The following is a 14,910-nucleotide window of genomic DNA, read 5'->3' as shown; positions in this document are numbered from 1 at the left end:
CGAGACTGTTCGTTTGTCACATATTTAAAAGGAGCACGTTTTCTCTGAAAAAGAGAATCGTGCTCCTTTTGTGCGTCTTGATTTAAATCATGTATAGCGTCTTTTGGACTGCGTAGCGTTGATGGTCGTGAAATAGATGTTCGATTGCTTCAACCGGGTCGATCCATCGTAAGGCATGATCATCCTCAATCGGATCTTGTACTTTCTGCCCAGCATCGCAACGATAGAACTGCCCTTCGTTCAAATAATATGCCGTTTCGTTTTGTGAATAGAAATGTTGATTGGCTCGTCCGATGAAATCACCGATTTCGATGTCCATCCCCGTTTCTTCTAGTACCTCTCTTTTAAGACAGTCTTCATACGTCTCATAGGTCTCGATACCGCCACCTAGAAGAAACAACTTACCGTCCTTTTTTTGAATGACGGCAATTTTACCTGTTTGAGAGTCGCGCATGACCGCATAAACAGCAGGTCTTGTTATGTAGTGTTGGTTCTGTTCTTGCTGCCCGAAGGTGATGACATCCATTCTTAAATCACTCCTTTTCGTATAATCATTTGAATTCAATCATACCTTACAAAATAGTATGTAAGCATGCCAAACAAAAACCCCTCATTTCACTCAAGAAATGAGGGGTGACCTATGGGTAAAAATCGTTTGTTTCAAACGAAATGTTTAATTGGTTAACCGAGCGACAAGTATTTGACTTCGAGATAATCTTCGATGCCGTAGACGCCACCTTCACGGCCAAGACCACTCTCTTTATAGCCACCAAATGGAGCTTGTGCAGCAGATGGTGCGCCATCATTCAGACCGACGATCCCGTATTCGAGTCGTTTTCCGAGCATCAATGCTTCATCGATGCGTTCAGAGAACGCGTAAGCTGCAAGTCCGTATGGTGTGTTGTTCGCCCGTTCGATGACTTCATCGAGTGTCTCAAAGACAGAGATCGGTGCGAGCGGACCAAACGTTTCTTCCTGCATGCAGAGCATATCTTCTGTGACATTCGAAAGCACGGTTGGAGTGACGAAGTAGCCGACAGATTCGTCAATCGTACCACCAGTCAGGATCGTTGCCCCTTTTGCGACAGCGTCATCGATGTGTGCTTTGACTTTTGCGACGGCTTTCGCATTGATCAATGGACCAACTGTCGAGTCAGCGTCCATCCCGTTCCCGACTTGTAGTTGTTTAACGGCTGCTGTGAATTTTTCCGTGAATGCGTCAAGAACAGACGCTTGCACGTAGAAGCGGTTCGTCGCGACACACGCTTGTCCACCATTCCGGAATTTCGAGCGCATCGCGCCTTCAACGGCTTTATCGAGATCCGCATTTTCCGTGACGATGAAGGGTGCGTGTCCACCGAGTTCAAGTGATAGTTTCTTCATCGTATCGGCTGCTTGACGCATGATCAGTTTCCCGACGGCTGTTGAACCTGTGAACGTGATCTTCCGGACGCGGGAATCGGCTTGCCAGACGCCACTGATCGTTGCTGCATCACCTGTTAAGACGTTGATGACACCTTTAGGGATACCTGCTTCTTCTGCTAATTCAACGAGGCGAAGTGCCGTAAACGGTGTTTCTTCCGATGGTTTAAGGACAATCGTACAACCCGCTGCAAGAGCAGGAGCAAGTTTGCGTGTGATCATCGCTGCCGGGAAGTTCCATGGTGTGATCGCTGCGACGACACCGACTGGTTCTTTTTCGACGAAGAGTCGTTTTCCTGGAACAGAAGCCGGAATCGTTTCACCGTAAATCCGGCGTGCTTCTTCAGCGTACCAACGGACGTATTGATTGCCGTAATCGACTTCACCGAGTGCTTCGACGTACGGCTTCCCTTGTTCTGTTGTCATGATCCGGGCGAGTTCCTCACGGTGTTCATTGATCAAGCGATACCAGGCGTCGACTAAATTCGCACGTGTGTCTGCAGTTTCGTTTGACCACTTGACGAATGCTTCGCTCGCTGCATCAACGGAACGTTGTGCGTCTTCCGCTGAACTTGCCGGAACATGTCCGAGCAATGCTTTCGTTGCAGGGTCGTAGACCGGAATCGTTTCTGTTGTGTCATACCATTCACCATTAATTAAGTTCTTTTCAATCATCTTGTTGCACCTCCGTAAATTTCATTACGCTCCCTATTAAACACCTCAAGACGAAGGAGCGGAAGTTCCGCTTTGGATGGACCGTCATAACGAAACGGAATGACTCAACAAAATAGTTAATCGACTGAACAATCGGGAATAGTTAAAGTAATGGAGAATGAAAATATCAAAATTGATGAAGGGGTCGACAGTCATGAAACGGAATTGGATCATTAGCAGTGTGGCGTTGAGTCTATTATTAAGTGGATGTGGAGAAAAAGAAGTCGTTGAGAAAAAGCCGGATAAACCACGCGAGACACAGCAAAAAAGACAAGCTTCGCAACAAGTTTACATAGAAAAGACGCTACAGCGTGCTGAGCGTTACGCTGCCCAGTACGATTATGACCGGGCGATTAAGGTGTTAAAACCCGTGCGCACAAAAGAGACGAAACAGAAAACGGAAGAATATGAACAGAAAAAGCAGGCGCTCCTGCCTGTGAAAAAACCTGTGCCGCATCTCTTCTTCCATTCATTGATTGCTGATCCAAAACAAGCATTTGACGGCGACCGGAAGGAAGCGGGGTACGATGATTACATGGTGACGCAACAGGAATTCGAACGGATTTTAGATGCGTTGTATAAAAACGATTACGTACTCGTCCGACCAACAGACCTAGCAAAAGAGGTGAACGGGAAGATCGTCGAGACACCCGTCCGTTTACCAAAAGGAAAGCAACCGCTCGTGTTGTCGCAGGACGACGTCAATTATTACGAATACATGAAAGGCGATGGATTTGCGAAGAATTTAAAAGTGAAGGACGGCAAAATCGTCAACGCAATGGTTGGAAAGCCGGATGGTGCCTATGATCTCGTACCAATCATCGATGCGTTCGTCCAGTCGCATCCTGACTTTTCCTATAAAGGAGCAAAAGGGTTGCTTGGTATCACAGGTTATAACGGGGTGCTCGGGTATCGTTCCTCCTACAATCAATATGGACACAATAAACAGGTCGAGACGGCACGAAAACAAGCGAAACAGACCGCCATCGCATTAAAAGAGGACGGCTGGCAGTTCGCGAGTCATACGTACGGACATATTTGGGTCGGAAAAGAATCAGTCGCGACGATCTGCGCGGATCTTAAACGCTACAAACAGGACGTTGCTCCGCTGATCGGAAAAACGACGCAACTGATTTATCCATATGGCAGTGATGTCGGGGATTGGCATGAGTATTCGGGTGAGAAATATCGTTTACTCATCGATAGCGGTTTCCGTTATTTCTTCAATGTTGATGCGAGTCAACATGCGTGGAAACAAGTTGGACCCGACTACTTCCGCCAAGCTCGAATCAACGTTGATGGGATTCGTTTACGTCAAGCCGTTGCTGGAAAGACGAGCGTCCTCGATCCATTCTTTGATGCGAAAGAGGTCTTTGATCCAGCACGACCAGAACGGAAGTGAACCGTTCCATAGATCATTTTGCTAGGAGTGAGAGGAGAGCTTTTCCTCTTTGACGGTAACGTTCTAGGTGATTGCTCAATTCCTCGTTTGAAACGATAGAATCAGATAAAAGATGAAATGTTTGTCGAACAAAATGAAAATTAAAACAACCCGAAAGCCAGAGTAACGATTTAAGTCGAACAAAATCATCGTGATCAAAAATATTCATGTCATAGTTTCCTAAAATCGTTTGCGCTAGTACAGGGGACACGCTAAAAGAATGAATCCCTTCATTACGTGCGTACCATTTAAGTATCCATGCGAGATCTTGTATACGATCAGAGTAACCGATATGCTCATGATCAACGATTCCGACGATATGATCGTTCTTCCATAATATATTTAGTGCATTGAGGTCTGTTGATAAAACAGGTAGCACATCGTTCTTCAATCTGCGTTGTGCCTGATAGATATGGAACTGGACGAGATCGAGATAGTTACCTAACCTTTGTTGGTCTATTGTGGTGATGACAGTATCCACCTTTGATAAATCATGATGCCATTTTTGGTAGGCGACGGTATGGTCAACGACCGGAAAAGAAAATTGTGAATCGACCGGTATTTCATGTAGCTGCCTGAGCAACGCACCCATTTTTGACACTGATGATTTAGTTTGTGCAGTAATATGTGTGCCGTCTATCCAATCAAAGAGGACACAGCGCCACGCTCGACCAGCATCATCTCGAATCATTGAAAATGTATTATTTGAGTCAGTTGTCGGTTGAACACGTTTCATGAAGGGGAGTCCGTGTGCACGTATTCTATCAGTTGCGTATAATTGCTGATTCAAATCAGATGCAGAGGCAAGTTCTGTCTCAGAACTATATCGATCATCCGCAAGAAGGCGTAAAGAATAAGCGTTACTATTACAGATTATTCGATAATGTTTGTCACCATGAATTCCGAAAGTCGATAAAGAGATTGAATGATCTAGAGCAGAATCATATGAAATCCCAAATCGTGATAGAGCGATCGAAATCAATTGATTATCTTCAGGACACATAGTTCACGCTCCTCAAACGGTATAGCTCAAAACGGTAGTGGCTGCGTCCCGTCCTGATCCGTAAAGTGATAGGTCTTCGCGAGATCGGCAACGAAGACGGCTTGTCCAGAATAACGGCTAACGGCGTCATCCGCCATCAGCGCTGTAACGGCTCGTCCGATATAGGTCGTCGATTCAGTCGCAGCACTCGCGAATCCAGCATCGACGACCCGTTCCGTCCGCATGAAACCGGGGCAGAGCGCGATGACAGAAATGGTCGTCCGAGATAACTCCTGCGCCATGACGTGTGTCATTCGATTAATCGTTTGCATCGCCAAATCATAATAGAGGTTTCCCGCCATCTGATCTGGAGTGAATGACGTCAAATTGATGACGAGCGCAGCTGGACTTTGTTGTAGCAATGGCATCGCAGCCCGAATCGTCCACAAATACGCTTTTGGTCCGGCAGACATCATCGCGTCCCAATGTTCCGGTGGTCGCTCCCAAAACCGTCGTCCGGTTCCAGACGGCAAGTGGCTTTCCGAACCACCGAACACGCAGTTGACGAGGAGATCGATTCGACCATGTTGGTGCTGAATCTGCTGAATCAGACGATCGATGTCCGTTTGATTCGTATGGTCACAAACGACGGGGATACCAAGTCCGCCGCGTGCTGTGACACCAGCAGCTGTCTCTTCGATTGTTTCGCTTCGTTGATCCGTTGTCTGTTCGTTCGTACTCCGTCCTGTGACGTAGACGATCGTTCCAGCGTCACCCAAGGCATAAGCGATGCCACGTCCGGCACCACGCGAGGCGCCAGCGACGAGTGCAATCCGTTTTGACATGATGAAACTCCTTTCAGATACGAGAAGACGGATGAGCAGATGCGCATCCGTCTTCTTCTGTCTTTAAAAACCTTTAATCGTCATCCCACCATCGACATAAAGCGTTTGCCCGGTCACGTAACGGGCTGCAGCAGACGATAAGAAGACAGCTGGTCCAACCAGTTCTTCTAATTCACCGACCCGACCGAGCGGTGTCACGTCAACGATCTCTTGCAGGTATTTAGGATCTTTCAGCAATGGTTCCGTTAACGGCGTCTTAAAATACCACGGTCCAATCGCATTGACACGAATGTTTCGTGGTCCCCATTCGAGCGCCAGTACTTTTGTCATCTGAATCATTGCCGCTTTCGTCGTCGCATACACGACGCCGGTCCGTAAGGCGACGTGACCAGCAACCGAGGCGATGTTCAGAATGCTTCCACCTGTCTCCTGCATCCGTTTCCCAATTTCTTGAGCGAAGAAGAAGGCGGATTTCAGATTCGTCTGTTGGATCGTTTCCCACTCGTCTTCCGTCACATCGAGTGCCTTCGAGCGAATGTTCATTCCAGCGTTGTTGACGAGCCCATCAATCTGCGGTACTTGTTCGTAGGCACGAGCTACCATCTCGACGACTTGTTTCCGGTCAGTGATGTCGCACGGGAATATGTAAGCCGTTCGACCGAGTCGCTCGATTTCTTGTGCCGTCTCCTTCAAATCCCGTTCTGTCCGGGCGACGAGAATGATGTTAGCACCGGCTTCTGCCATCCCGATGGCGAGCGCGCGTCCGATGCCTCGCCCAGCTCCTGTGATAAGAAATGTCTGATCGGTTAACGAAAAACTTGGAAGATACATGATGTCACGTCCTTTTACTAAGAGTCATCACTTACTCTAATGAAAAATTGACTGAAAAGAAAGAAAAATCACTCCATAATAAAGTGGAGATGGTAAAATATTGAAAAGGAGGGATGGGATGAAGCGTGGTTTAGTTGTGACAATATGTATAGCTCTCGTGAGCCTTGCTGCTATTCAATTGGTCGGTAAGGAAGTCTATCGTTATTTCTTTTATGATCCGGCAACCTATCAAGCCCGATTTATGTTTGATGGAAGCGGAAAGGAAGAAGGAAAACCGACCAAGCAAATAATCGACATTCAAAGCGGGGGATTTGCGGATAAGGATGCCTTAGGTGTTGTTACCTTTTACGGTGTCGTCGGTCTTGTCATACTACTGATCGTCCTCTTCAGTGTACGTTACTTCTTAAAGCGTTTGCGAAAACGACGCATACGAGAGGCTGTAATCGACGATTTAATGGAGCCGCCGCCGGTGTTTTCCCCAAATCGTTCGATACGACAAACACTTGTTGGTGAAGAATCAGAGTCAGAGATTCGCCGTCTGTTACAAACGTTCGATCGAAAACTGACACAACAAAAACGCCGCCGCTCCGAAGAGACGGTCGGCGAATGGTTACAGCGGATTGATGTCACGCTCGATCCATCGATCTATCATCTCGTCCGGTACGGTGAGACACCGGACTCGGCGATTTCACAAGATCAGGTCGATGATCTGAGACATGAACTACAAGTGCACCTTCAGCGCGATTGACCGAGCAAATCAAGCAGGATCGCATGATAGGAGGCGTCTCGTGAGACGAGTGACAATTCGCGGACGACATCAAATCCGTCGACCGGTAACGTCTTGATTTCAGGTGACAGTCCATCTTGAAAAATCTCCGGCAATAGAGCGATACCCAGTCCTGCACGTATGAAACCGAGGACGCTCGATCCGAATTCCATCTCGTTTTCTGCTTGATAGACGGCACCTCGCTCGATGAACGCGTCCTTTAGGATGTTCGTCGAATCGCAATCGATCGGAAGAGATAAGAAAGAGGCGTCACGAATTTGCTCAAACGCCACAGATGTACAGCCTATAAATCGTTCATCGTCTTGATGCACATAAAGCAAAAAGTTCTCCGTATACAAATGCGTCGTATGATACGGATGGACATGGTGACGATCGTCGAGTAAGACAGCATCGTATCGCCGTTCTTCAAGACCTTGCATCAAATCGATCGTCGTATGCGCCGTCTTCAATTTGAGATCCGGGGCCGTCGCTTGACGCGAGACGTGACGCGGGAGATACGTCATCGCGACGCTTGGCCATGATCCGAGTGTCAACGTCGTTCGTTCGTCAATCGTACCGATCCGTCGTTTCATCTGATCGATCCGGTCAAGCAGTTCACGACTCTCTTCAAAGACGATTTCGCCAGCTGTCGTCAACGTAACACCATGTGCTGAACGGTGTAACAACGAGGCTTCAAGTGCACTCTCAAGACTTTTGATTTGTTTACTTAACGCCGGTTGCGTCATATGCAGTACTTCGCTTGCTTTCGTCAGGCTACCGGTCTCCGCGGTGACGAGGAATGCTTCCATCCATTCGGTCTTCATTGGTTCACGCTCTTTTCATACAGGTTCTCTAGAACGTACGCCATTTGAACGCATCTGACAATCATTTTGCATTTTTTATATTCTTAGTTTGGAATATTCTAAAATGGGAATATACAAAATAAAGAGGTGAACGGATATGAACGATCGGATACCAATACGATTCTCAGCACTCGGAGACGCGACACGGCTTCAACTTATTGAAGCGTTACGAAACGGTCCTCGCTCCGTCAATGAGTTGGCTGAACAACTACACTTACGCCAACCGCAAACCTCGAAGCATTTGAAGCTGTTGCTTGACGCGGAACTAATCACTGTCGAACGGCAGGCGAATCGTCGCTTGTATAGCCTTCGCCCAGAAGCGTTTCGAGAACTCGTCACGTGGAGCAACTCGCTTGCGCAAATGGAAGCCCGCATGCATCGTCTAGACGCACATTTGAAGCAGATTCAGTCGAACATGAAGGGAGACGGGACGAATGAAAAAGGAATTGAAGACTTCGATTGAGGGGAAGACTCTACGAATGGAATGGACATGCGAGGCGCCGCGAGATAGTGTCTTTGCTGCATTCACGGAAAAAGAGCAACTCGAAGCGTGGTGGGGACCGGAAGGCTGGGAGACGACGATCAAGACGTTTGAGTTTCAACCAGGTGGTGTATGGCATTATTGCATGCGCTGTGTTGATCCGGCGCAAGGTGACTTTTACGGCATGGCGTCGTGGGGAAAAGCGATTTTCAGACACATCGATGCTCCGAATACGTATAGTCATGCAGATTATTTCTCGGACGCGTCAGGGGCGATCTCAGAACATTTACCAGGAAGCGAGAATGTCACGACATTCCTGGATCACGGGGAGACGACGTTGATCGTCTTCGAGTCGACCTATGAGACAGAAGCAGCCGTGCAAGAAGTGCTCGGTATGGGGATGAAGGAAGGCTTTACGTCGCAACTGTATCGCCTCGATCGTCTATTAGTGAAACAGTGAGAAGGAGTCGGTGAGGGATGCGGAAGCTCAGTCTTATAGTATGTCTGCTTTGTTTAACCGGTTGCGAAAAGTATACGATGGAAGAGGCGAAGGAGAACGGCGACATCATCGTCCAGAAGGATGTTGCGAACAGCGACCGATTCGAGTCCTTTTTGAAGAAGTCGAAGCAAGGGGAATCGGATCAGATTCGCATCACGGCGTTTACGACTGAAGGCGATCTGGTGTTGTATGACGTCAAGTATGAGGGCAAGTCGTATCACTATACGTCCGATTCATCGCGTGATCAGTTCGGTACGACAGACGATGATCGTAAAAACGAAGTCTGTCAGCAACTCGACAAGACAATCGTGAAGCAGAAGGCAACCTACACGTTACGTCAATGCGCTGAAGGAGAGGATCATGAGCTGCTACGATTGCCAAAACAATAATCAAAAAGGATCGTGTCCCGTCGAATCAATCAGCGGGCACGATCCTTTTTATTCGATTTCGAGACGACGTAAAGCTTCGCGCCAACTGGAGAAGCGTTCAATCAACAACGTCAGTGAAGGTGCTTGATGCGCACGCGCCCACTTAGCATATTGTTGACTCGTCAGAAGTGGTCCATGTGTGGCTGCAGCTTGTTGAAGAGCGTCTAAGCAGTCTTGATCGGTGAAGAAGCCGTTCGAGGTGAGGTCGAAGTGCGCTAAGGCATTTTTCCACGTGCCGAAACGACGAATGATCGTATTTGCGCTTAGCATCTCTGGGTGTAAATCTCGTAATTCTGTGTAGGAGCGAATCGTCATGTTCGTTCCTTTTTGTGCGACATAAAAGGCGACGCTCTCTTCGATCGACCACCGTTTCGTTCGCTTAACCGCGGCGGGACGGTTCAACGTCATGCGTTCTTTCGTCGATAAATGGGAAGTCTTGACGATTCCAGCTCGTTCTAACAGGTGTGCCCACGAACCGAATCGGGCATTGATCTCTTCAAGAGAAGGATAAGGAAGTTGAGCTGCTAACTTTTGATAATGGGTAGCTTTCATAGGTGAATGGTGCATTTGATGAAGACCTTGAATCAAGCGGATGATCTTCTCATCCGTTGCTAAGGTGGAAGTGGAAGTCGGATGTTGACGCATGCAAGATATCTCCCTTTTGAATGGTTGTTTCAATTAAAAGCTAGTGTAGCATGGGAGATTACGAGAACATACTAACAATATCGTAAGGTAAGAAAAATAGCGCATTTTCATCCGAGAAATACAGGAAAATAAGAGGTTGAACACGAATACAATATTATAGAAGAAAAGAGGGGGAACTGATCAATGACAGAAACACAGACGATTGATACGATGGAGGATATTTTAAAGATGCTTGATGCGCGATTGCGTGAACCAGAACCGTTTTGGGACAAGTTTTATGAAGATCGGACGAAACCGATCCCGTTTTTTAAGAATATTCCGGACGAGAACTTAGTTCGCTACGTCGAAGAGGGCTGGCTCTCGCCTGGTGATGCGTTAGATCTCGGAACAGGACCGGGTCGAAATGCGATTTATCTCGCAACACACGGTTTCTCGGTGACGGGACTGGATCTTTCAGCAACCGCGTTAGACTGGGCAACAGAACAAGCGCAGCAGACTGGGGCACATGTTGCGTTTCGAAAGCAAGATTTTCTAGAGACGACCGAACAGAATACATATGATTTCATTTACGATTCCGGCTGTTTTCATCATATGGCGCCACATCGACGTATGACTTATGTGACGCGACTGAAGGAGATGTTGCGCCCAGGAGGATACTTCGGATTAACGTGTTTTGTTGCGGGTGGTCCGCTTGGTGGGGCGACGTTGACGGACTGGGAAGTCTATCAAGAAAATAGTCTCCAAGGCGGACTCGGCTATACGAAAGAGCGATTACTCTCCATATTCGATGCATTCGACGTCATCGAACTAACGGAAATGAAACCCGTCGACAATCCAGAGGCATTATTTGGTCATGCTGGACTGTGGACCGGTTTGTTTCAATTAAAGGATTGATTCGTCCGGCATTCGAGACATGAACCAGTCTACAAAGTAATGGACATCCTCTAGCGATACGATTTGGTCTGTATCGTAAGCGGCGAACAGTGACAAAAAGCGCGGTTCGTCAGGAAAATAATGAAGCAGGATCGGGCGGAGTGTCTCTAGGTCATGCACGAAGCTTTGATCATCTTCTAGAATAAGGTGATAGGCACTCCGAACAATCCGTTTCACGATCGAATCGGAATGAAGCAGAGCGACCTGACCGGTTTCTAAGAGAAATAAATCCGTTTTCAACTGCTCACGTACTCCACTGTTTAACGCGAAGCCAAGAGCGCGTGTCGGACGAAGGGATGGAAATCGACTTTGGAGATTTTCGCCTGCCAAAAACAAGTTGACGGATTTCAACCAGACACCCCAGCGAAGAACTTCGTCATCCCGCATGACGTCGCGAAGCAGACCGATGTCATAATCGATTTTGGTGACGAATGGATAGTCCTTCAACCAGTCTTCTGTCCGTTCATCTAACTGCATGTGTTCTTCTTCCGTCAACGGCTCTGTCAAAATCAGTGTAAAATCGAGGTCGGATTCAAAGGGACGCGCCGTTCCTTTGGCGACGCTGCCATACAAGTACACGCCATGAAACGCAGATAAGGTTTGTACATAGGCGACGACGTCCTGAATCACGGCACGATAACGGACAGGAATCGCTTCAGCGGAAGTTGGATTGTGGATGTAGCCATTTTTCGTGCCCAATGTCGTTGGATACTGCATCTGTCTTCCCCCTCCTCATCCTTCAGGAATGGATTGATAGCGATACCACTTCTTGTTTCGCTGCACATATATAAACATCGTATCATCTTTTTCTTGATAGATGACCGTACCGCTCTTAAGACAAGTTGCCATGCCGTCCTCGAGCGTCTTTTCGGATGCTATTTTTTGAACACGTGGACCAGGAGTCAAGGGGAGATCGGAGAAGGTTACGACCTGATCTAGTCGATACACGCGATCGTTCAAGCGGATGACGTCTTGAGCTTGTTTAATGGCTTCCGCCGCGATGAGGTCCGTCGTTGTCATCGTCGTCTCCGCTAAGCATCCACTGAGAAATAGAATGACCAATACGATAGTAGCTAACACTTTTTTCATGAAAATACCTCTTTCTCTGGTTATATGTCGTAATTTACGATATATTCGGATTATACGATATAAGGAGGGAGCATTATGATTTCAGCTGATTTTGCAAAAATTTATTATCAACTACATCCACGGTTCGAAGAAAACCTGTCTCACCAAAGTGTGCGTATTTTGCAATACATTCAATTTGCGGTGAATCCGACGATCAAGCAGATTGCCGAGGCATTTCGCCTCTCACATAATACGACGTCCGAGCACGTCAAAAAGTTGGACAGATTAGGCTATATCGAAAAAAAACGGAATCCAGAAGACCAACGCCAAGTGACGATTGGTTTGACAGACTTAGGAGATACAATCGTTCGTCGTCATACGGAACTTGATCCTGAACGGTTAAATCAAGTCCTTGCTACGATGTCAAAAACAGACCAACAGGCGATTGAACAGGCGTTTCGATTGTTGCGGGAGGCGGCAGATGACTGCTTTTCTCGTTAAGGTGCTGTCGAGCGCACTGGTCATCGGTCTTGTCACGGAAGTCGCCCGGCGTTCACCGTCACTGGGTGGTGTGTTGTCTGCATTGCCCGTCGTCAGTTTGATCAGCTTTGCCTGGCTCGTTAAACAGGGAAGTGAACGGACAGAACTGAGTACATTCTTAAAGAGTGTGTTACTCGGATTACCAGCGACGTTCTTATTGCTTGCCGTCTTATATGGATTGATCCGCTTAGGTATTCCTATTTTTTACAGTATACTTGGTGCAACAAGTTTTTTTATCGTTTGTTGGTATATCCAACGTTACCTACAACAGTGGTGGCAAACCTAAAAAAGGAGACAAAGTAATGATAACCCTCCAAACAAAGCGATTGACGATTCATCCATGTACAGCGAATGACGTGACACGTTTACAACAACAGCACTACGATAACGGACCGGAAGTTCAGCATCATTTGATGTCAATAGCGTCAGATCCCTCGCTACAATACTGGGGCAGCTGGCTTGTCATGACAAAGGATGGTCAAGTAATCGGGGATATCGGATTCAAGGGGAAGCCGGACATACGACAAGCGGTCGAAATCGGTTATGGTCTGTTACCAGCGTATCTCAATCAAGGGTTTGCGATGGAAGCAGTTCAAGCATTGATTGAATGGGCGTTTAAACAAACGGAAGTGACAGGGGTACTTGCGAAGACGGAGTCGACGAATCAAGCATCGATTCGAGTACTCGAAAAAGCGGGATTGATTCAAGTCGGGAGAGACGATCGGTATATCATGTGGGAGCGGATGAAGAGGGTGTAAAGGAAACTTTACAGGTAGTATGTTATTTACATATAGTGGGACTACAAGGTGAAATCATGAAAAATAAGGTCAAAGAGATGCGCGAAGAACGAGGTTGGTCGCAAGGCGAACTGGCAAAACGATTGAACGTGTCGCGTCAGACGGTCATTTCCATCGAAAAAGAGCGGTATAATCCGTCACTCGACCTCGCGTTTTCACTAGCTGATCTGTTTGAACGGCGAATCGAAGACATCTTTACACCGAATCGAACGAACGAGGAGGGAATAGAATGAAGCGAGTTAATGTGTTGTTAGACTTCATTTTAATTGGAGTAGGTCTGTACTTAACGATGACAGATCCGGCGGCTAAAACTCTTGGGATTATCCTCGTTTTAGCTGGCGTCACGTCACGTATCACAGGAACGGTATTCTCGCCAACGGAACCGTATGATGAGCGCCAAGGAGAGATTAAAATCCGTAGTGGACATATCGCTTATCTCGTAAGTATCGGATATCTTTTCTTGATCTTGATTCTCGTCAATCTGTCGATCATAAAAGACATTCAATTTGCTCTGTTACTAGCATTAGGAGGACAACTTTTATTCTTTCCGCTTGTATTGCTGTACGTGAACCGAAAGATGTAAGGAATGAATGTTTATAAAAATGATACTTGTAACCGTTATCAACAATGATATAGAATGTAATGGAATAGGGATTGTTACTGGTCAAGCAGGCGAAACCCAAATCAGCGATCACTGGAACCGTGAGTGACGTTTGATTTGGGTTTTTCTATTTTTCTGATTTGAAAGGAGGTCACCGATGATCATTCATCAAATTTTCAACAACAATGTCATCAGTGTATTTGACGAAGCAGGGCGTGAGCGAGTCGTCATGGGGAAGGGAATCGGCTTTAAACGGAATTCAGGACAGAAGATATTAGCCTCCGATGTGGAAAAAGTCTTTTATCTCGATGATGCAGGTAATCATGAACGATTTAAATTACTACTTCAAGAAATTCCTGAAGAAATCATCGTCTTGACTGATGATATCGTAACGATTGCTAAATTGACGCTCGGGAAAAAACTCAATGAACTTGTGTATATCGCTCTTGCTGATCATTTACATTTTGCATTAGAACGTCATGAAAAAGGCTTAGAGATCAAAAATGTATTGCTTTGGGAGATTAAACGTTTATATCAAGATGAGTTTAGTGTTGGTCTGCAAGCGCTTGAACTGGTTGAAGAAAAATTCAATATCATATTACCTGAAGACGAAGCAGCCTATATTGCACTTCATATCGTGAATGCTGAATTAAACGAAGAGATGCCAAACATCGTCTCAATGACAAAAGTCATTCAAGAAGTATTGAATCTCGTAAAATACCACTTTGCACTAGAATGGGATGAGAATGCTCTCGCCTATCATCGTTTTGTAACCCACCTTAAATTTTTTGCACAACGACTCGTGACACGAACGGAATACGAAGGAGATGAGAGTGCGCTTTTCGATCTAGTGAAAATGCAATATCCAAAGTCCTATGTCTGCACTGAAAAAATCGCTACCTTTATTCAGACAAAATATGATTATCGGTTGACGGATGAAGAGAAATTGTACCTAACGGTTCATATTACAAGATTGATTAAAGAAAAAAAGAAAGATTGACATATTAATGTATTGTTGTTATTATGTGGTTAATAAATATATATTTATCTAATA

Annotated in this window: 21 protein-coding genes; 12 read left to right on the top strand and 9 right to left on the bottom strand. The window is 46.4% G+C overall.

Features of this window, described 5'->3' with window-relative positions; genetic code table 11:
* Positions 1–82: 82 nt before the first annotated feature.
* Together KNQ08_RS05700 and KNQ08_RS05695 are read right to left on the bottom strand one after the other, a co-directional pair.
* Entirely contained in the window at positions 83–526 is a 444-nt protein-coding gene (locus tag KNQ08_RS05700) for an NUDIX hydrolase (protein ID WP_214805064.1), read from the bottom strand.
* A gap of 155 nt (positions 527–681) precedes the next feature.
* Complete coding sequence (locus KNQ08_RS05695; protein WP_214805063.1) at positions 682–2,097, bottom strand: NAD-dependent succinate-semialdehyde dehydrogenase; 1,416 nt, start codon at positions 2,095–2,097, stop codon at positions 682–684.
* A 193-nt stretch (positions 2,098–2,290) separates the two neighbouring features.
* Here KNQ08_RS05695 and KNQ08_RS05690 point away from each other — a divergent pair, with 193 nt between their 5' ends.
* On the top strand, positions 2,291–3,538 hold the full coding sequence (locus KNQ08_RS05690) for a polysaccharide deacetylase family protein (protein ID WP_214805061.1): 1,248 nt from the start codon (positions 2,291–2,293) through the stop codon (positions 3,536–3,538).
* A gap of 13 nt (positions 3,539–3,551) precedes the next feature.
* Here KNQ08_RS05690 and KNQ08_RS05685 read toward each other — a convergent pair whose 3' ends face one another.
* From KNQ08_RS05685 to KNQ08_RS05675, 3 genes are all read right to left on the bottom strand, one after another.
* On the bottom strand, positions 3,552–4,580 hold the full coding sequence (locus KNQ08_RS05685; RefSeq protein ID WP_214805059.1) for a phosphotransferase: 1,029 nt from the start codon (positions 4,578–4,580) through the stop codon (positions 3,552–3,554).
* A gap of 26 nt (positions 4,581–4,606) precedes the next feature.
* Entirely contained in the window at positions 4,607–5,404 is a 798-nt protein-coding gene (locus tag KNQ08_RS05680; protein ID WP_214805057.1) for an SDR family NAD(P)-dependent oxidoreductase, read from the bottom strand.
* Between the two features lie 63 nt (positions 5,405–5,467).
* Positions 5,468–6,235, bottom strand: a complete 768-nt coding sequence (locus KNQ08_RS05675) for an SDR family NAD(P)-dependent oxidoreductase (RefSeq protein ID WP_214805055.1) — start codon at positions 6,233–6,235, stop codon at positions 5,468–5,470.
* Positions 6,236–6,392: 157 nt separating this feature from the next.
* On the opposite strand from KNQ08_RS05675, the gene KNQ08_RS05670 reads away from it, so the two are divergent.
* The gene (locus KNQ08_RS05670; RefSeq protein ID WP_214805053.1) at positions 6,393–6,983 is read left to right on the top strand and encodes a hypothetical protein; all 591 of its coding nucleotides are present in this window, start codon (positions 6,393–6,395) and stop codon (positions 6,981–6,983) included.
* Here the strand turns inward: KNQ08_RS05670 and KNQ08_RS05665 are convergent.
* Complete coding sequence (locus KNQ08_RS05665; protein WP_214805051.1) at positions 6,971–7,825, bottom strand: LysR family transcriptional regulator; 855 nt, start codon at positions 7,823–7,825, stop codon at positions 6,971–6,973. The two genes, KNQ08_RS05670 and KNQ08_RS05665, sit on opposite strands and share 13 nt — an antisense overlap.
* A gap of 136 nt (positions 7,826–7,961) precedes the next feature.
* On the opposite strand from KNQ08_RS05665, the gene KNQ08_RS05660 reads away from it, so the two are divergent.
* From KNQ08_RS05660 to KNQ08_RS05650, 3 genes are read left to right on the top strand one after another with little or no spacing between them, the layout of a single operon-like run.
* Complete coding sequence (locus tag KNQ08_RS05660) at positions 7,962–8,327, top strand: ArsR/SmtB family transcription factor (RefSeq protein ID WP_214805049.1); 366 nt, start codon at positions 7,962–7,964, stop codon at positions 8,325–8,327.
* A gap of 16 nt (positions 8,328–8,343) precedes the next feature.
* Positions 8,344–8,805, top strand: coding sequence for an SRPBCC domain-containing protein (locus KNQ08_RS05655; RefSeq protein WP_251133628.1), 462 nt, complete (start codon positions 8,344–8,346; stop codon positions 8,803–8,805).
* A 17-nt stretch (positions 8,806–8,822) separates the two neighbouring features.
* Positions 8,823–9,233, top strand: a complete 411-nt coding sequence (locus KNQ08_RS05650; protein ID WP_214805045.1) for a DUF4362 domain-containing protein — start codon at positions 8,823–8,825, stop codon at positions 9,231–9,233.
* 48 nt (positions 9,234–9,281) lie between these two features.
* Here the strand turns inward: KNQ08_RS05650 and KNQ08_RS05645 are convergent, their stop codons facing one another.
* A complete protein-coding gene (locus KNQ08_RS05645; RefSeq protein ID WP_050677254.1) occupies positions 9,282–9,917 on the bottom strand; it encodes a homing endonuclease associated repeat-containing protein in 636 nt (211 codons plus the stop codon).
* Positions 9,918–10,100: 183 nt separating this feature from the next.
* Between KNQ08_RS05645 and KNQ08_RS05640 the strand changes: the two genes are divergently transcribed.
* A complete protein-coding gene (locus KNQ08_RS05640; protein ID WP_214723393.1) occupies positions 10,101–10,811 on the top strand; it encodes a class I SAM-dependent methyltransferase in 711 nt (236 codons plus the stop codon).
* Here the strand turns inward: KNQ08_RS05640 and KNQ08_RS05635 are convergent.
* Both KNQ08_RS05635 and KNQ08_RS05630 read right to left on the bottom strand, forming a co-directional pair.
* The gene (locus tag KNQ08_RS05635; RefSeq protein ID WP_214805043.1) at positions 10,800–11,567 is read right to left on the bottom strand and encodes a nucleotidyltransferase domain-containing protein; all 768 of its coding nucleotides are present in this window, start codon (positions 11,565–11,567) and stop codon (positions 10,800–10,802) included. The two genes, KNQ08_RS05640 and KNQ08_RS05635, sit on opposite strands and share 12 nt — an antisense overlap.
* A gap of 15 nt (positions 11,568–11,582) precedes the next feature.
* Positions 11,583–11,939 carry a hypothetical protein gene (locus tag KNQ08_RS05630; RefSeq protein ID WP_214805041.1) on the bottom strand — a complete coding sequence of 119 codons (357 nt, stop codon included), beginning with the start codon at positions 11,937–11,939 and terminating at the stop codon, positions 11,583–11,585.
* Between the two features lie 75 nt (positions 11,940–12,014).
* Between KNQ08_RS05630 and KNQ08_RS05625 the strand changes: the two genes are divergently transcribed.
* The 6 genes from KNQ08_RS05625 (at position 12,015) to licT (ending at position 14,856) form a co-directional block, all read left to right on the top strand.
* Complete coding sequence (locus tag KNQ08_RS05625) at positions 12,015–12,419, top strand: MarR family winged helix-turn-helix transcriptional regulator (RefSeq protein ID WP_035407655.1); 405 nt, start codon at positions 12,015–12,017, stop codon at positions 12,417–12,419.
* Positions 12,400–12,744, top strand: coding sequence for a DUF3147 family protein (locus KNQ08_RS05620; protein WP_251133627.1), 345 nt, complete (start codon positions 12,400–12,402; stop codon positions 12,742–12,744). Before KNQ08_RS05625 ends, KNQ08_RS05620 begins: the two co-directional genes overlap by 20 nt.
* A 16-nt stretch (positions 12,745–12,760) precedes the next feature.
* Positions 12,761–13,216: a GNAT family N-acetyltransferase gene (locus tag KNQ08_RS05615; protein WP_251133626.1), complete on the top strand. Its 456-nt coding sequence runs from the start codon at positions 12,761–12,763 to the stop codon at positions 13,214–13,216.
* A gap of 56 nt (positions 13,217–13,272) precedes the next feature.
* A complete protein-coding gene (locus KNQ08_RS05610; protein ID WP_023468465.1) occupies positions 13,273–13,488 on the top strand; it encodes a helix-turn-helix transcriptional regulator in 216 nt (71 codons plus the stop codon).
* Positions 13,485–13,838: a DUF2178 domain-containing protein gene (locus KNQ08_RS05605; RefSeq protein WP_149427492.1), complete on the top strand. Its 354-nt coding sequence runs from the start codon at positions 13,485–13,487 to the stop codon at positions 13,836–13,838. The genes KNQ08_RS05610 and KNQ08_RS05605 overlap by 4 nt, the downstream gene beginning before the upstream one ends.
* 175 nt (positions 13,839–14,013) lie before the next feature.
* Complete coding sequence (gene licT / locus KNQ08_RS05600) at positions 14,014–14,856, top strand: BglG family transcription antiterminator LicT (RefSeq protein ID WP_149427491.1); 843 nt, start codon at positions 14,014–14,016, stop codon at positions 14,854–14,856.
* Positions 14,857–14,910: the final 54 nt, after the last annotated feature.

The sequence above is a fragment of the Exiguobacterium sp. s46 genome (genome assembly GCF_018618875.1).
Taxonomy (GTDB): Bacteria; Bacillota; Bacilli; order Exiguobacteriales; family Exiguobacteriaceae; genus Exiguobacterium_A; species Exiguobacterium_A abrahamii.
This window is presented reverse-complemented; position numbering and strand designations above follow the sequence as displayed.

What these genes read in the sequence shown, in the direction of transcription:
- KNQ08_RS05700 (WP_214805064.1), bottom strand. Translation starts at nt 526, where the DNA reads ATGGATGTCATCACCTTCGGGCAGCAAGAACAGAACCAACACTACATA.
- KNQ08_RS05695 (WP_214805063.1), bottom strand. Translation starts at nt 2,097, where the DNA reads ATGATTGAAAAGAACTTAATTAATGGTGAATGGTATGACACAACAGAA.
- KNQ08_RS05690 (WP_214805061.1), top strand. Translation starts at nt 2,291, where the DNA reads ATGAAACGGAATTGGATCATTAGCAGTGTGGCGTTGAGTCTATTATTA.
- KNQ08_RS05685 (WP_214805059.1), bottom strand. Translation starts at nt 4,580, where the DNA reads ATGTGTCCTGAAGATAATCAATTGATTTCGATCGCTCTATCACGATTT.
- KNQ08_RS05680 (WP_214805057.1), bottom strand. Translation starts at nt 5,404, where the DNA reads ATGTCAAAACGGATTGCACTCGTCGCTGGCGCCTCGCGTGGTGCCGGA.
- KNQ08_RS05675 (WP_214805055.1), bottom strand. Translation starts at nt 6,235, where the DNA reads ATGTATCTTCCAAGTTTTTCGTTAACCGATCAGACATTTCTTATCACA.
- KNQ08_RS05665 (WP_214805051.1), bottom strand. Translation starts at nt 7,825, where the DNA reads ATGAAGACCGAATGGATGGAAGCATTCCTCGTCACCGCGGAGACCGGT.
- KNQ08_RS05660 (WP_214805049.1), top strand. Translation starts at nt 7,962, where the DNA reads ATGAACGATCGGATACCAATACGATTCTCAGCACTCGGAGACGCGACA.
- KNQ08_RS05655 (WP_251133628.1), top strand. Translation starts at nt 8,344, where the DNA reads ATGGAATGGACATGCGAGGCGCCGCGAGATAGTGTCTTTGCTGCATTC.
- KNQ08_RS05650 (WP_214805045.1), top strand. Translation starts at nt 8,823, where the DNA reads ATGCGGAAGCTCAGTCTTATAGTATGTCTGCTTTGTTTAACCGGTTGC.
- KNQ08_RS05645 (WP_050677254.1), bottom strand. Translation starts at nt 9,917, where the DNA reads ATGCGTCAACATCCGACTTCCACTTCCACCTTAGCAACGGATGAGAAG.
- KNQ08_RS05640 (WP_214723393.1), top strand. Translation starts at nt 10,101, where the DNA reads ATGACAGAAACACAGACGATTGATACGATGGAGGATATTTTAAAGATG.
- KNQ08_RS05635 (WP_214805043.1), bottom strand. Translation starts at nt 11,567, where the DNA reads ATGCAGTATCCAACGACATTGGGCACGAAAAATGGCTACATCCACAAT.
- KNQ08_RS05630 (WP_214805041.1), bottom strand. Translation starts at nt 11,939, where the DNA reads ATGAAAAAAGTGTTAGCTACTATCGTATTGGTCATTCTATTTCTCAGT.
- KNQ08_RS05625 (WP_035407655.1), top strand. Translation starts at nt 12,015, where the DNA reads ATGATTTCAGCTGATTTTGCAAAAATTTATTATCAACTACATCCACGG.
- KNQ08_RS05620 (WP_251133627.1), top strand. Translation starts at nt 12,400, where the DNA reads ATGACTGCTTTTCTCGTTAAGGTGCTGTCGAGCGCACTGGTCATCGGT.
- KNQ08_RS05615 (WP_251133626.1), top strand. Translation starts at nt 12,761, where the DNA reads ATGATAACCCTCCAAACAAAGCGATTGACGATTCATCCATGTACAGCG.
- KNQ08_RS05610 (WP_023468465.1), top strand. Translation starts at nt 13,273, where the DNA reads ATGAAAAATAAGGTCAAAGAGATGCGCGAAGAACGAGGTTGGTCGCAA.
- KNQ08_RS05605 (WP_149427492.1), top strand. Translation starts at nt 13,485, where the DNA reads ATGAAGCGAGTTAATGTGTTGTTAGACTTCATTTTAATTGGAGTAGGT.
- licT (WP_149427491.1), top strand. Translation starts at nt 14,014, where the DNA reads ATGATCATTCATCAAATTTTCAACAACAATGTCATCAGTGTATTTGAC.